Source organism: Pedobacter planticolens (assembly GCF_014172375.1).
In the GTDB taxonomy this organism is placed as follows: domain Bacteria; phylum Bacteroidota; class Bacteroidia; order Sphingobacteriales; family Sphingobacteriaceae; genus Pedobacter; species Pedobacter planticolens.
Map to the genome: position 1 here is coordinate 655306 of NZ_WNXD01000001.1, position 15972 is coordinate 671277.

Sequence of the window (15972 nt, forward strand, 5' to 3'; positions counted from 1 at the left end):
AGTGCACCTTAGATAAATGAACGAATGAGCAATTGAACTAATAAACCATTTAAAACTTCGTTTGTTGATCTGTTTTCTTGCTGATCAGTAATAAGCCTATAAAGGTAATCAATCCGTTTACTAAAATCAGTTCTACGCTAAAAACATATCCTCCTAACAAAGTTGTTGAGTAAGCGTTTAGCAAATAACATACAGCTGGAGAAAGCAAGCAAACAAGTGGAACAAGTTTGTCATGAACACCACGGTTTTTAACAAATAATCCGAATGAGTACAATCCTAAAAGTGGTCCGTAGGTATAGGATGCGACTTTAAATATACCTTTAACAACAGATTCATCATTCACCGCATTAAATAAAACAATTACAAAAAACATCAGCAATGAGAAACCAACATGTACTAAATGTCTTTGTTTAACTGCGTTTTTATTGTTCACATTCTCTTTTTTATCCATCCCTAAAAAGTCTACACAGAATGATGTCGTTAAAGCAGTTAACGCACTATCAGTAGTTGCAAAAGTAGCAGCTGTTAAACCCAACATGAACACAATTGCAGGTATAGTTGTTAAATGATTTAAGGCTATTTCTGGGAACAAAAAGTCGGTTCTTGGCTTTCCAGTAATGTGATCTAACGGAATTTCTATTCCATTTTTTGTAGCATAAACATATAATAAAGCACCTACACTTAAAAAGAAAATATTTAAGATGACAAATACACCAGTAAAGGTAAACATGTTCTTTTGAGCTTCTTTAATGGTACCCATGCTTAGGTTTTTCTGCATTAAATCCTGATCTAAACCCGTCATGGCAATGGTTACAAAAATACCACCCAGTAATGCTTTACTTATATGAAAACCATTCGTTAAGAAATCTTCATAGAAGAATATTTTTGAGTAACCGCTATTTTTAATGGTTTCAAAAGCTTGTGGAATGCTTAAATCTAAACTATTGCAAATAAAATAGATGGTTAAGAAAACCGATAGTACCAAGAAAAAGGTTTGTAAAGTATCGGTTATAATAATTGTTTTTAAACCACCTTTAAACGTATATGACCAAATTAAGCCTAATGAAATTAGTACGGTAGCCCAAAAAGGAATGCCGTATGCATCAAAAATGAAACGTTGCAATACGATAACTACAAGATACAATCTAAATGCAGAACCAATTGTACGACTAATTAAGAAAATAGATGCTGCGGTTTTATAGCTGTAAAAGCCTAAACGTTGTTCAATGTAGCTATAAATAGAGGTTAACTTCATCCGATAGTAAAGCGGAAGTAACACGGTAGCGATAATGATAAAACCAATTGCATTACCCAATACAAATTGGAAATATTGAAACTGATTACCTGATGGGGCGCCAACTTCTCCAGGAACGGAAATAAAAGTTACGCCAGATAAAGCAGTTCCTATCATTCCAAAGGCAACTAAATACCATTTAGAATTTCTATTGGCAATAAAAAATGTAGAGTTGTCGGAAGATTTTCTTGACGTAGCGAAAGCGATAATAATTAAAAGGACAAAATATCCGATTAAGAAACACAGTAGTATGGTTGGACTCATAATTTATATTTAGCTTCTAAATGTAAGAATTTACAATTTTAAATCTAACAACGAAGATAATTATTCTTTGCAAATGAAAAATTACCACCTTGAAACCTAAGAAGATTTAAGGAAATGCATAAAAATAAATAGCTAAGGTTTTCTAAGATGTCTTAGGTGGTTAAAAAGAAGATAATTCAAATTTTGTAATATTTTATATCTTGCCTATCAATCCACACCATTTTAATTAAATTTGTAAAATGAACTTTTCTTCTCAACTGCTCGAAGATGCAGTAAACGAATTTGCAAAATTACCGGGTGTGGGTCAAAAAACTGCACTGCGTTTGGTTTTACATTTATTGGGGAAAGAGCAAGAAGAGGTTTCTCACTTTGGCAATACCTTAATTAGGTTAAAAGAAGAAATTAAACATTGCAACATTTGCCATAATATTTCCGATCATCATACCTGTAGTATTTGCACAGCTGTAAAACGCGAAAAAGAAATTATTTGTGTGGTAGAAGATACACGTGATGTAATGGCCATAGAAAATACCAATCAGTTTTTTGGCGTGTACCATGTTTTAGGAGGCTTAATTTCTCCAATGGATGGCATTGGTCCGTCAGATTTATTTATTGATAGCCTTGTGCAACGTGTAGCTACAACGCCTGTAAAAGAAATTATTTTAGCGCTAAGTGCTAATATGGAAGGTGATACTACGCTTTTTTACCTTCATAAAAGATTAAAAGATTTTCAAATTCCTATCACAACAATTGCTCGTGGTATCGCCTTTGGCGGAGAATTAGAATATGCCGATGAAATTACTTTAGGCCGTTCTATTTTAACTCGAATTCCTTACGAAGGTTCTTTTATTAAATAAAATCGGATGAAGAAATTAATCGGTCTTGCTTTATTTGTGTTAATAGCTATTTCAAGTTTCGCACAGGTTAAAATCCATTCTCATAACGATTATACTCACGCTCAACCCTTATTAGAAGCATATTCCAATCAAGTATATGAAATTGAGGCAGATATTTTTTTAATTAATGATTCATTGATTGTGGCTCATAGTAAAAAAGATAAAAACCTTACCAGAACACTAAGTTCGATGTATTTATCGCCTATCGCTCAATTGCAAAAAGACAAAAGCACAAAATATGGCTTCCGTTTAATGATTGATATTAAAGATAATTGGGATTTAACGTATCCCGCATTGCGGAAAGAAATAGAAAAATACGAGACTGTTTTTGATCGGAGCAAGAATAAAAATGCCATTCAAATTGTAATTAGTGGCAACAGACCTGCCGATTCAACTTTTCGTACTTATCCGAAATGGCTATTTTTTGATGGTTTACCAAACATCAGCTATGCTAAAGAAGATTTGAAACGTATAACGATGATTAGCGATAATTTTGTAACCTATTCCAGATGGGGAGGTAATGGCGAAATCGCAACAGAAGATAAAGATAAACTGAAAACGGTGATAGAAAATGCGCACAAACTGAACAAACCAATTCGTTTTTGGGGAGCACCCGATACCAAAGAATGTTGGCAACAATTGCATGATTTGGGCGCAGATATTATAAACACAGATAAAATAAGCGAGTGTAAAACTTACTTCGAACAGCATAAATAATGGATTTTAAGAATAAAGTAGTCATCATTACTGGTGCTTCATCGGGCATTGGTAAAGCACTAGCAGAGGAATTAGCAAAACGCGGCGCAAATTTAGTTTTAGGTGCTCGTCAGTACGTAACCCTTTGTGAAATTACAGCAGAACTGGAAAAGAACTATCAAATTAAAGCATTGGCCGTGCAAGCTGATGTGAGTAAAGAAGAAGATTGTGCGGAATTAGTTAAACAAGCCATCAACACTTTTGGTAAAATTGATGTACTCATTAACAACGCAGGACTTTCTATGCGTGCTTTGTTTAAAGATTTAGATTTATCAGTACTCAAAAACCTAATGGATGTGAATTTTTGGGGAACGGTGTATTGTACAAAATATGCCTTGCCAGAGATTTTAAAAACCAAAGGCAGCATTGTTGGCGTATCTTCTATTGCTGGATATAGAGGTTTGCCAGGAAGGACGGGCTATTCATCTTCAAAATTTGCGATGAATGGTTTTATGGAATCTTTACGCACCGAATTGCTAAAAACGGGAGTACACGTAATGGTTGCTTGCCCAGGTTTTACAACATCGAATATCCGCGTTGCGGCATTAGCCAAAGATGGAGCGGCGCATGGCGAAACGAGTATGGAAGAGGGTAAAATGATGACTGCCGAAGAAGTAGCAGTTAGAATTAGCGATGGAATTGCAACTAGAAAACGTACTTTAATTATGACCGGACAAGGTAAGTTAGCTGTATGGATGAACAAACTTTTCCCTGCATTTACCGATAAAAAAGTATTTGAACTTTTTGCAAAGGAGAAAAATCCATTGATCAAGTAAGAGTTTTGACAATAGAAAATAGGGAATGGGAAATAGTTTGAGCGTAATGTCTATTCTCTATTTTTCATTTCCTATTTCCTAATAAATAATATATGCGTTTCAAATTAATACTTATGATTTTCGCTTTCCTTGGTCAGATTTTTACTGGCTCTGCCCAAATACGTGTAGAAAAAAATATTAATTATGCTGGCAATGCCGATGAAGCAAATACTTTAAATATCTACCATAAAAAAGGAGAGTTGCAAAATCAAGATGTAATCGTTTTTATTCATGGAGGTTCATGGAGCAGCGGTAAAAAGGAAACGTATTGGTGGTTGGGTAGAAATTTAGCCAAAAATAATATCGTAACCGCAGTGATTAATTATCCTTTGGCGCCAAATGCGACCTATAAAGAAATGGCTTTAGCGAGTGCAAAAGCGGTAAAATGGGTTAAAGATAGTATTGCTAATTATGGCGGTAATCCAAATCGTATTTTTGTAATGGGGCATTCTGCAGGCGGACATTTATGCGAATTGATAAATGCAGATCCACAGTTTTTTGCTTCGGTAGGAATTACAAACCCAATTAAAGGAGTAATATTAGATGATGCTTTTGGCTTAGATATGGACGAATATTTAACTAAAGCAGACAAAGACGAAAGCTATACCGATTTTTTAAGAACATTTAGCACAGAGCAAAAAACTTGGCAATTGGGTTCGCCTTTGTTTTATGTGAAGAATATCACAAATCCACACCTTATTTTCTACGGTAGTAAAACGTATGAAGCCATACAAATTCAATCTGAACGGATTTACAAAACACTCCAAGTTCAAAATGTACCAGTAAAACTAGAAATAATTGAAGGTAAAAAACATGTAGGCATGATTAGTCAGATGGTTTTTGGCAGCAACCGATTATATAAAAGTATTACAGCGTTTTTAACAAATACAAGATGACATTCAGTTATGGTTTACAAGTAGATTATGCTGCTGGCTCAATTGAACTCAGTTTAGCTAAATCTAAAATAGTTACCCCATTTTCATCCTGAGAAAGAATACTAGCAAAACGTGAATTATAAATAATATGGTCATCTAAATAAGATGCTCTACTATGTACAGTTTGAGAAAAAGTATCATCAAATGCTTGTATTAGAATTAATACTTCAGTTTCTCCGTCGATCATTTCCTCATTAGTCATTCCAAATAATGGGCTATTTTCGTCTATCGGATGAACAACTGTCCAACTTAATGATAGCAAACCAATTTTACTCCTTTCTAACGCTAATGGAAAAAACCTTCTGGTCTTTTTACCTTCTACAACTTCATTAATTGTAAAAACCATTTGTACTTCAATTTCAATTAATTGATTATTTCGTCCGTTAGCTAACCTGAACATCAATCCTGTTATACCCTTGTAAGGTGCCACTACCATTTGTTTGCTATATAATATTTTGGCATTTGGTCTCGAAAAACGGCCATATAATAATCCAGTTGCTAAAGCAAAGGCCAATAGACCCAACATTGATTCGAAAGCAGCAACACAGCTGGTTATAAATCCAGTAGGACTGATATGACCATAACCGACAGTTGAAATGGTTTGTGCAGAAAAAAAGAAGGCATCAAAAAAATGGTCACGAGCTGTAATCCCAGGCGCACCATTTAAATTTTCAATACCAATTGATACATAAATTAATGCAAATAGAATATTGATAATAAGATACGCAACTAATATGATAAACATAAACTTACGCCATGACATAGAAATTAGCCAATTGTAGGTGTCGTCAGAACTAAAAATCGGAAGTCCAGTACGTTTAACATTCGAAGTCCCATCCGCATTCATCATCCTTTGATCTTTCCCCATCGGGCGATTTCCGAAGCCTAAATCATCTTCATGTTGGTTTTTTCGTTTAATAAATGCCATAACTGTAAATTATTTCAAGAAAGATTTTGCAAATAATAAAAACTATTCCATATTTGTGGCAGAATGATACAGATAAACGCAAATAAAAACTGGTGGTGGCATAACGCAATAGCGTGATGTAACCTTTTTTTGTACGTTTTATTTTTTATAAAAATATAGTAAAGGTTGCTTGTAAAAGGCAACCTTTTTTGTTTTACACCCATGAAGAAAATACTTAACCACTTATTCGAAAACAAAACCTTTAGCAGAGAAGAAGCTCAAAAAATTCTGACTTCAATTTCTTTAGGAGAGTTTAATAGTTCGCAAATTGCAGCTTTTATTACTGCATACGGTATGCGAAACATAACCGTAGAAGAATTGCAAGGCTTTCGCGATTCGATGTTAGATTTATGCTTAAAAATTGATTTCTCAGACTATGAACTAGTAGATCTTTGTGGTACCGGAGGCGATGGAAAAGACACATTTAACATATCTACTTTAGCATCTTTTGTTGTAGCTGGTGCAGGACATAAAGTAGCTAAACATGGTAACTATGGTGTTTCTTCAGGCTGCGGTTCAAGTAACGTAATGGAATATTTAGGCTATACCTTTACCAATGATGAAGTTAAACTGAAACGCAGTTTAGACCAAGCAGGTATTTGCTTTTTACACGCACCATTGTTTAATCCTGCTATGAAAACCGTAGCCCCCATACGCAAAGAATTGGGTGTTAAAACTTTCTTCAATATGTTGGGACCAATGGTAAATCCGGCGCAGCCGAAAAACCAAATAGTAGGTGTGTTTAGTTTGGAGCTAGCTCGTTTGTACGCGTATTTATATCAACAAACCGATAAAAATTATACGATTATTCATGCAGTGGATGGCTTTGACGAAGTTTCTTTAACCTGCGATTTTAAAACCTTTAGTAAAAAAGGAGAGGCCTTAAATAAAATAATAGATTTAGGTTTTGAGGAAATTAGTGAAAAGGAAATTCAAGGTGGCGACACAGTAGAATCATCTGCAGAAATTTTCACCAATATATTAAATGGAAAAGGTACTGATGCGCAAACCAATGTAGTTTTATGTAATGCAGCATTGGCAATTCAGACTATAAAAGAGGGCAGTGCTTTCGCCGATTGTTTTTACGAAGCAGAAGAATCGTTAATGAATAAAAAAGCGTTAGAAAGTTTTAAGAAGTTAATAGCAGTTTAAATTACGATAATCACCACCTAAGACATCTTAGAAAACCTAAGCTAAGGTGAACTAAGGTTTCTTAGGTGGTTAAAAAATAGTCGAAAAGTAAAATGAATATAAAACTAAAAGTTTGCGGAATGACACAAGCAGCCAATATTGCTGCCGTTGCACAATTGCAACCCGATTATCTTGGTTTTATTTTCTATTCAAAATCACCGCGTTTTATTAGTGATGTTTCTGCAGAACTCATTAAATATGTGCCACCAACCATTAAAACAACTGGTGTTTTTGTAAATGAAGAGCTAGAAACTGTTAAAGCCTATATCTTCAAATACAACTTAAAAGCAGTGCAATTACATGGACAAGAAAGTGTGGCGTATTGCGAAGAAATAAAATCCACAGGTGTGGAAGTAATTAAAGCTTTTGGAGTAGATGAAAAATTAGATTTCTCCCAATTGGAAGCTTATTTAAGCACAGTTGATTATTTCTTGTTCGATACACAAACACCTGCTCATGGTGGCTCTGGCAAAGTATTCGATTGGAAATTATTAACTAAATACCCATTTGATAAACCTTACTTTTTAAGCGGAGGTATTGATTTATCACATGCGACAACACTAAAAGAAATAAACGATCTAAGGCTGTATGCTATAGATGTGAATAGCAAGTTTGAGCTAGAGCCAGGATTGAAAGATGTAGAAAAATTAAAAGAATTTTTTGCAGTAATGCAATAATAAACCTGTCATGCAGAGGAACGAAGCATCTCAAAGATGATTAGAGATTCTTCGCTATGCTCTGAATGACAAAACATAACAATTATGAACTATTTTGTAAACGAAAGAGGTTATTACGGAGATTTCGGCGGAGCATACATTCCCGAAATGCTATACCCAAATGTTGAAGAACTAAGACAGCAATACCTGTCAATTATTCATGAAGAAAGCTTCCAGCAAGAATTTAAAGCATTGCTTAAAGATTACGTTGGTCGCCCATCGCCATTGTATTTGGCTAAACGCTTATCTGAAAAATATGGCGCAAATATTTTCTTAAAACGCGAAGATTTAAACCATACAGGTGCACATAAAATAAACAACACCATCGGACAAATTCTATTAGCCGAGCGGTTAGGTAAAAAACGCATCATTGCCGAAACTGGTGCAGGTCAGCATGGCGTAGCAACAGCAACAGTTTGTGCTTTACGTGGTTTAGAATGTGTGGTGTACATGGGCGAAGTCGATATTAAACGCCAAGCGCCAAACGTAGCACGAATGAAAATGTTAGGAGCAAAAGTTGTTCCTGCAACATCAGGCAGTAAAACCCTAAAAGATGCCACTAACGAAGCCATGAGAGATTGGATTAATAACCCTATCGATACGCATTATATCATTGGTTCGGTAGTTGGGCCACATCCTTATCCAGATATGGTTTCAATTTTTCAATCGGTAATTTCTGAGGAAACCAAGAAACAATTACTAGAGCAAACAGGCAAAGATCAACCCGATTACGTGATGGCTTGTGTAGGTGGTGGCAGTAATGCAGCCGGAATGTTCTATCATTTTATTAACGATGAAAACGTAAAATTAATCGCAGTAGAAGCTGCAGGAAAAGGTGTAAGTTCTGGCTTTTCTGCCGCGACAACTTTGCTAGGTAAAGAAGGCGTTTTGCATGGTAGCAGAAGTATTTTAATGCAAACACCAGATGGACAAGTAGTAGAGCCACATTCAGTTTCAGCAGGACTAGATTATCCTGGTATTGGTCCACAACATGCGCACTTATTTAAAACTGGTCGCGGGCAGTATGTTTCTATTACAGATGATGAATCGTTAAACGCAGGTTTATTATTAACCCAACTAGAGGGAATTATTCCAGCCATAGAAAGCGCCCACGCCTTAGCTTATTTAGAATACATGAAATTTAAAGGCGGCGAAAACGTTGTCGTTTGTTTATCCGGCAGGGGAGACAAAGACATGGAAACTTATATGAAACATTTTGGGTTGTAAAAATCGTCATGCTGAATTTATTTCAGCATCTTTTTAGAAAGACTCTGAAACGAGTTCAGAGTGACGGCACTAATGAACCAATGAACAATTGAACTAATAAAACTATGAACAGATTACAACAACTCTTCCAAAATAAAAAGAAAGACATTCTTTCTATCTATTATACAGCGGGCTACCCGAACTTAACTAACACTTTGCAAATTGCAGAAGCTTTAGAAAAAGCGGGTGCAGATTTCTTAGAAATAGGTTTCCCTTACTCAGATCCTATAGCAGATGGGCCAGTTATACAAGGCAGTAGTAAACAGGCATTAGATAACGGAATGACTTTACATTTGCTTTTCGAGCAATTAAAAGACCTACGTAAAACAGTAACTATTCCTATTTTATTGATGGGTTATGTAAATGTAGTTTTACAATTTGGAGTAGATAATTTCTGTAAAGCTTGCGCTGAAGTGGGAGTGGATGGCTGTATTATCCCAGATTTACCAATGTACGAGTACGAAGAATTGTATCGCCCTGCGTTTGAAGAAAATGGAATTAGCAACATATTTCTAGTAACACCACAAACTTCAGAAGAGCGCATTCGAAAAATAGATAACCTTAGTAATGCTTTTATTTATCTCTTGTCTTCTGCCGCAACCACAGGTAAAAATTTAGATGTTTCAGCAAATGCCAGAACTTATTTCTCTCGAATAAAAGACATGAAACTAAACAATCCTTTAATGATTGGTTTTGGTATCTCTGATAAGCAAACATTCGATGCAGCTAATGAATATGCCAGTGGAGCAATTATAGGCAGTGCATTTGTAAAAAGTTTAGCCAATGGCGATGTAGAAGAAAATGTGAAAACGTTTATGAAGGAGTTTAGAGATTAGTTTATTGGTTCATTAGTTCAATTGTTCATTGGCTCATTTGTTCACTTGTCGTCATTCCCGTGAAAACGGGAATCGTAAAGCACAGTATAATCCATAATTAGCTTTTCCGCCGCATTACGATACCCAATCGAGTTGGGTATGACGGCACCATACAAGTCATTTCGTAATCGCTCCTATTTGCTAGTAAGAATTTCCCAATCCTCAATTTCTCCCTCAATAACGTAAAAAAGTGAATGAGTGTCCAAAACACCATTCGCCTTAAGTTTATCATATTTATTGAGATCTCTTACTTGTAGTTTATTTAACAAGTGATTAGCCTCATAAGCTAGTTGCTTATTGGTTACAGTTAGTTGAGTGGCCTTAAAATCCCAGCCTATTTTATCCTTATCAAAGTTGTAATTTCTTGCTATTGCTTCGTCATAAACTTCTGCCAAATACTGATTGATAGCATCAGTAGGGTTTTCCGACTTTTTAAATCTATCCAATTGAGGATGGTTTTTATAACCTTTAGTTCTACCTTCTAAAACATGTTTAGCCAACAGCGTTTCTCGCCACAAAGCAACCAGTCCTTTGGTGTCGAGATATTTAGGATGTAATGACCATATTCTCATGCTTTCTATGCGTTATCATTTTTCAATTGTATTTGCCTCAGCGCTATTTTCGCTGGTTCTGGATAATCATTGAAATCTTTTAAAATATCTTTAAGTTCTTCTTTGTTACAGGAATTAAATTTGTTTAAATAGAAGTCAACTGTTTTTTGATATTCTACTTTCCTTTCCTCTGGTGTTCCTCTAAAGGTGTTATTTAAAATTCTATTTATTGACTTCTTATTAACGAAATAATAAGCAATTAAGATTAATAGAATAATAGGATTTACTCCAGGGCGTTCGGCAGGAATAGATGAAATGTCACCGATAGAGAAAGATAATTTCATAGCTCCGAGTCCGAAATTAAAAATGTTAATCGTTGCTAGTATTAAAAGAAAAGCCAGTGGGTAACGTCTGACTTTATAATTTTTTAACCTTAAAAATAGTGCTATTGGCCATGCAACAAAACTCAGGTAATTATTAATGCTTAACGCATAGTTATATAATTGTGATTGTATAATAGTATTCACAATTATTAAACCTGTCAGTCCAAAAAATATATAATCTGTTTTCTGCTTCATGTTAGGTAGTGTAATGTTTTTAGTTAATTTAAAATTGAAATTAAAGTGAATGAAGATAAATGAATCGAAACATAAAACTCATCACGCACTCTCCACCTTACTTCATCTGCACCAACCCAGAATTATACACCTTTGTATTTGATTTAAAAAGTTGCGCCAACGACACCTTTGTTACCTTTCTATCATAAGTAATCAAACCATTTACCTCAACTTCCACATCAGTAGTTTGTGTATAAACTGCAGCAGAAAGCCCCAAGGGAATAAGCTCTGTTAAACGCGTGGTAAATAAATCATATTTCGCAAACAACTCATCAGCAGTTTTAAAACTCTGATAGCCCCAATTGTTTTTCTGTTGCCAAGTATTTCCTTCTACCGGAAGACCTAAACCACCATATTCACCTAAAACCAATACGCTTGTCTTTCCAAATAAATCTGGTCTGGGCATACCAGGTTGCGGATAACTATGGATATCAGTAAAATGACCAGTATTAAAAAAGTTCCCTCCACTGGCGCTATTCACTAATCTAGAAGGATCCTTTTTCATCGTCCACTCTGTAATTTCTACTGTTTTAAACTGACCCCAAGCCTCATTAAAAGGAACCCAAACTACAATTGATGGGAAATTATGCAAAGCATCCATAATCGCATTCCATTCCTTTCTGTAATAACCTTCAGATTCCGAAGTTCGGTTTCTATCCGTTTCATTATTAATCGTTCCAGGATTTGGGTTCCAGCCATTGCCCAAATCGCCACTTGGCATATCTTGCCATAATAACATTCCAACTTTATCACAATAGTTATAATACCTAGCAGATTCTACTTTGATGTGCTTTCTAATCATGTTAAAACCCATTTTCTTGAGCTCATCCACATCAAATTTCATGGCTTCTTCCGTCGGAGGAGTATATAATCCATCTGGCCACCAACCCTGATCTAACGGGCCAAATTGAAATAAAAACTGATTATTCAGCAGCATGCGCTTTATTCCGTTGGCATCTGTTCCTACAGAAATTTTACGCATAGCGAAATAACTAGTTACCTGATCTATTATTTTATTATTTCTAATTAAACTAATGCGCAAATCGTATAAAAATGGGTTTGTTGGCGACCACAATTTCTCATTAGTCAATTTAAGCACAATAGCATCAGCAGTTGCTGAAGTATTTTCGGCAACCACTTGATTTCCTTCCAGCACCTCCACTTTAAACTGATCTGCTGGTTGCGTAGCACTAAATGTTCCCGAAACGGTGATACTATGCGCATCAATATCAGGTGTTTGTTTAGTGTCAACAATATAACTTTCGGGCACAGCTTCTAGCCAAACCGTTTGCCAAATTCCCGTAACTGGCGTATACCAAATACCATGTGGTTTTTTCACTTGCTTGCCCCTTGGCTGCGGCCCATCATCTGTAGGGTCCCAAACACGGATTTTAATTTCTTGTGCTGTTCCCTTCTTTAAAGCCGAAGTAATATTGAAACTAAATGGATCAAATCCGCCCTCATGCGTACCAACACTTTTACCGTTAACGAAAACTTCAGTTTGCCAATCTACTGCTCCAAAATGCAATAAAATTTGTTTTCCTCGCATGGCGAATGGAATGGTAATTATATTTTTGTACCAAAGCACACTGTCTTTACCAACCGTTTTCTGAACACCTGAGATGGCAGATTCGACTGCAAATGGAACTAAAATTTTTCCATCAAATTGTGTCGGAGTTGCAGTTTTCGGAACGATAGCATAATCCCACAAACCATTTAAGTTTTTCCAGCTGTTGCTCCTTACCAATTGTGGTCTCGGATATTCTGGCAATGGCGAATTAGGATTTACCTGTGATGCCCAAGGTGTTAAAATCTTACCAGTTTTGAGTGCCCAAGGAGTTTGAGCATGCAATTGTACAATTAAGAGCGTGAGAACTCCTGTTAAAACGGTTCTTATCTTCATAATTTATATAGGGTTAGTCAGCACAAAAACTAATATAATCTTTATTTCTATCTAATCGAACTTACCTTCAATTTCCTTGGTTACTGGTTCGGGCCTTCCCAATCCCTTTTAAATAAACAAACCCTGCAACACCAGCAAAAACCGAAGCACAGAGAATAGCGAATTTAGCTTCCGAAATATCTGCGGCATCTGTAAAAGAAAGCAGTGCGATAAATATAGACATGGTAAAACCGATACCCGCCAGCATACCCACACCAATTACATGTTTCCAATTTGCCCCAGAGGGAAGATTTGCCAATTTACTTTTTACTGCCACCCACGAAAACAACGAAACGCCAATAGTTTTACCTGCAAATAAACCTACAATAATACCTAAGCCAAGGGGAGAAGCTAACCCATTAATCATTTCTTTTTGAAAACTAATGTTCGTATTTGCTAGTGCAAAAATTGGCATAATTAAATAGTTTACTGGAACAGTTAAGGCATGCTCTAATTTCTCTAAAGGAGAGTGTAATTTACCTGTCGGGATGGTAAAAGCCAATAAAACCCCAGCAATAGTAGCATGTATACCCGAATGGTGCACAAAATACCAAAGGAAAATACCAGGTACTAAATAAAACCACAACGATTTAACTTTGAAATAATTTAAAGAAAGTAACAGCGCAAAAACTCCGCCAGCCATCAGTAAATAATCCCAATGTATTTGAGCAGTATAAAAAATAGCAATCACTAGAATGGCACCTAAATCATCAGCTATTGCTAAGGCGGCTAAAAATATTTTTAAAGATGGAGGTACGTTTTTACCCAACATTGCAATAATGGCTAATGCAAAGGCAATATCGGTTGCCATAGGTATACCCCAACCTGTAGCGGTAGTTTTACCGTAATTAAAAGCAACGTAAATTAGGGCTGGCACTATCATCCCGCCTAATGCGGCCAAAACTGGTAAGGATGCTTTTTTTACGCTCGATAATTCTCCGCCAATTAATTCTCGTTTAATTTCTAAACCTACTAAAAGGAAGAAAACAGCCATTAAGCCATCATTTATCCATGCAGAAATGCTGTAATTAATAGGGGCAAAGCCGATGTTTTGTGCTAAGAGATTAGAAAAGCCATCGCGGTAGCTGGTGTTAGCAATGATTAGGGAGATAACAACACAACATAATAGAATGATGCCTCCATTTTTCTCGGACGTAAAGAATTGCTTAAAAATTGAGGGATTGGTTTTTACTGCCATGGCTAAAAATAATCAAAACGGTTGAGATAATATAATGATTTGTGTAAAGCGTTTGCGTCATCCTATAGCTATCCTTCAATGTATAACTTTACTCATCGCAGTGCAAGAATTCCCCAAGTTTTTCGAAATGTTAACGCTGCGCATTTAGCTACAAATTTCTAAAAAACTGCTTACAATTTGTAGCTGTTCTGCTACCAGAAGAAAAAGCTGGCTTACCCCAGTAGTTTTAAGTTAATATAAAGCGCTAATCCTTTTAATGCTATCAATTTATTGTTAACAAAAGCTAATTGTTCATGAACAAAAGTTCAATGTTCATGAACAAAAGTCTAATGTTCATGAACAAAAGTTCAATGTTCATGAACAAAAGTCTAATGTTCATGAACAAAAGTCTAATGTTCATGAACAAAAGTTCAATGTTCATGAACAAAAGTTTAATGTTCATGAACAAAAGTTTAATGTTCATGAACAAAAGTTTAATGTTCATGAACAAAAGTCTAATGTTCATGAACAAAAGTTTAATGTTCATGAACAAAAGTTCAATGTTCATGAACAAAAGTTCAATGGTCATGAACAATAGTTCAATGGTCATTAAAAACGTGCTATGACGCTCGTGATTAAGCCGTGAGCTTAAATGAACTTATATTTCTTAAATGGTTTAAAATAAAAAATCCCCTAAGAAAACTTAGAGGATTTAAATATTAAGAGAGATCCTTCACTTCGGCTACGCTCAGTGCAAGCTAGCTCGGATGACAAGATGTGCAACAGGATGATAAGATGTGTTACTTAAACAGTGTTGCTTTTAAACTAATTTCAAAAGTTCCGTTAGCAGAACCCTGCAAAGCAGAAGTTTCGGTAGTGTAAAAGCCCATAATGGCTAATGATGATTTGTAATTCATACCTGCACCAAAAGATGCACTGTTACTACTGTGGTACATCCCCATCAAAAATACTTTATTGGTAAAGTTGAAGTTTGCACCTGCATCCCAAATGTTATCGTAACCTTTAACGCCTCTATAGGCAACTTTTGGTTCAATTTCTATCGCGTTAGCGCCTGTACCTGTATTAATTTTATAACTAATAGCTGCATAAAACAATGAACGATCTACATTGTTATCATCTTCTTGTTTTATAACGCTTCTGATGTTAGGAATTACTGCTTCTATATTTAAAGTGTTGCTGGTATAGGCAGCGCCGAAATCGCCATCAAATAAAGAACCTTTATTATTAAACTGAGCAATAGAAGGGTCGGTCATGTCGCCGTTTACGCCACTATAATCAACACGTTCATTCATAATACCTATGGATGCACCAAAGTTTAATCTCTTATCGTCGCTGTTTAAGGGTAAATGATAGGCGTAAGTTGCCATAGCTTTTGTACGTTGTAAAGAACCTGCTTTTTCGTTGTACACGTTAATACCCAAGCCTACTTTGTTCAGCTTATAATCTGCCGTGATAGCTTGTGTATTAGGTGAGCCAGGAATGTTGCTCCATTGTTTGCGGTAGTTTAGGTTTAGGTTTAAACCATCAGTTAAGCCAGCATATGCTGGATTAATTTGATATTGGTTTAAAAAGTACTGTGCACTTAATGGGTTAAGCTGTGCATTTGCCTTGTTAATTAGTAGTGTTGTTAGCAGAAGCAAGAAAGCCGTGTGCTTAAAGATGCTATCTATTTTATGATTGAATTTCATG

The 15972-nt window shown here is 35.6% G+C and carries 15 protein-coding genes; 8 read left to right on the forward strand and 7 right to left on the reverse strand.

The genetic code is table 11. The features are described from left to right. Positions 1-49 precede the first annotated feature (49 nt). Positions 50-1558 (reverse strand): sodium:solute symporter, encoded by a 1509-nt coding sequence (locus GM921_RS02855; protein WP_182921098.1) that lies wholly within the window; start codon positions 1556-1558, stop codon positions 50-52. A 239-nt stretch (positions 1559-1797) separates the two neighbouring features. On the opposite strand from GM921_RS02855, the gene recR reads away from it, so the two are divergent. The 4 genes from recR to GM921_RS02875 all read left to right on the forward strand — a co-directional run bounded on the left by recR (position 1798) and on the right by GM921_RS02875 (position 4921). Continuing rightward, positions 1798-2415, forward strand: coding sequence for a recombination mediator RecR (gene recR, locus GM921_RS02860; RefSeq protein ID WP_182921099.1), 618 nt, complete (start codon positions 1798-1800; stop codon positions 2413-2415). A 6-nt stretch (positions 2416-2421) separates the two neighbouring features. Next, positions 2422-3171 carry a PI-PLC domain-containing protein gene (locus GM921_RS02865; RefSeq protein ID WP_182921100.1) on the forward strand — a complete coding sequence of 250 codons (750 nt, stop codon included), beginning with the start codon at positions 2422-2424 and terminating at the stop codon, positions 3169-3171. After that, entirely contained in the window at positions 3171-3986 is an 816-nt protein-coding gene (locus tag GM921_RS02870) for an SDR family oxidoreductase (protein ID WP_182921101.1), read from the forward strand. The genes GM921_RS02865 and GM921_RS02870 overlap by 1 nt, the downstream gene beginning before the upstream one ends. Positions 3987-4099: 113 nt before the next feature. Then, complete coding sequence (locus GM921_RS02875) at positions 4100-4921, forward strand: alpha/beta hydrolase (RefSeq protein ID WP_235969764.1); 822 nt, start codon at positions 4100-4102, stop codon at positions 4919-4921. 25 nt (positions 4922-4946) lie between these two features. Here GM921_RS02875 and GM921_RS02880 read toward each other — a convergent pair whose 3' ends face one another. Next, the gene (locus GM921_RS02880) at positions 4947-5888 is read right to left on the reverse strand and encodes an ion channel (protein WP_182921103.1); all 942 of its coding nucleotides are present in this window, start codon (positions 5886-5888) and stop codon (positions 4947-4949) included. Positions 5889-6089: 201 nt separating this feature from the next. Here GM921_RS02880 and trpD point away from each other — a divergent pair, with 201 nt between their 5' ends. The 4 genes from trpD to trpA all read left to right on the forward strand — a co-directional run bounded on the left by trpD (position 6090) and on the right by trpA (position 9936). Beyond that, positions 6090-7079 (forward strand): anthranilate phosphoribosyltransferase, encoded by a 990-nt coding sequence (trpD, locus tag GM921_RS02885; protein WP_182921104.1) that lies wholly within the window; start codon positions 6090-6092, stop codon positions 7077-7079. A 92-nt stretch (positions 7080-7171) separates the two neighbouring features. Beyond that, positions 7172-7795, forward strand: coding sequence for a phosphoribosylanthranilate isomerase (locus tag GM921_RS02890; protein WP_182921105.1), 624 nt, complete (start codon positions 7172-7174; stop codon positions 7793-7795). An 84-nt stretch (positions 7796-7879) separates the two neighbouring features. Beyond that, on the forward strand, positions 7880-9061 hold the full coding sequence (trpB, locus tag GM921_RS02895; protein ID WP_182921106.1) for a tryptophan synthase subunit beta: 1182 nt from the start codon (positions 7880-7882) through the stop codon (positions 9059-9061). A 104-nt stretch (positions 9062-9165) separates the two neighbouring features. Further along, on the forward strand, positions 9166-9936 hold the full coding sequence (gene trpA / locus GM921_RS02900; protein WP_182921107.1) for a tryptophan synthase subunit alpha: 771 nt from the start codon (positions 9166-9168) through the stop codon (positions 9934-9936). Positions 9937-10109: 173 nt separating this feature from the next. Here trpA and GM921_RS02905 read toward each other — a convergent pair whose 3' ends face one another. The 5 genes from GM921_RS02905 to GM921_RS02925 form a co-directional block, all read right to left on the reverse strand. After that, a complete protein-coding gene (locus tag GM921_RS02905; protein ID WP_182921108.1) occupies positions 10110-10547 on the reverse strand; it encodes a pyrimidine dimer DNA glycosylase/endonuclease V in 438 nt (145 codons plus the stop codon). A gap of 5 nt (positions 10548-10552) precedes the next feature. Next, complete coding sequence (locus GM921_RS02910; protein ID WP_182921109.1) at positions 10553-11104, reverse strand: hypothetical protein; 552 nt, start codon at positions 11102-11104, stop codon at positions 10553-10555. Between the two features lie 97 nt (positions 11105-11201). Further along, complete coding sequence (locus GM921_RS02915; RefSeq protein WP_182921110.1) at positions 11202-13046, reverse strand: glycoside hydrolase family 2 protein; 1845 nt, start codon at positions 13044-13046, stop codon at positions 11202-11204. A gap of 67 nt (positions 13047-13113) precedes the next feature. Beyond that, positions 13114-14283, reverse strand: a complete 1170-nt coding sequence (gene nhaA / locus GM921_RS02920; RefSeq protein ID WP_182921111.1) for a Na+/H+ antiporter NhaA — start codon at positions 14281-14283, stop codon at positions 13114-13116. 779 nt (positions 14284-15062) lie between these two features. Then, complete coding sequence (locus GM921_RS02925) at positions 15063-15971, reverse strand: PorP/SprF family type IX secretion system membrane protein (RefSeq protein WP_182921112.1); 909 nt, start codon at positions 15969-15971, stop codon at positions 15063-15065. Position 15972: the final 1 nt, after the last annotated feature.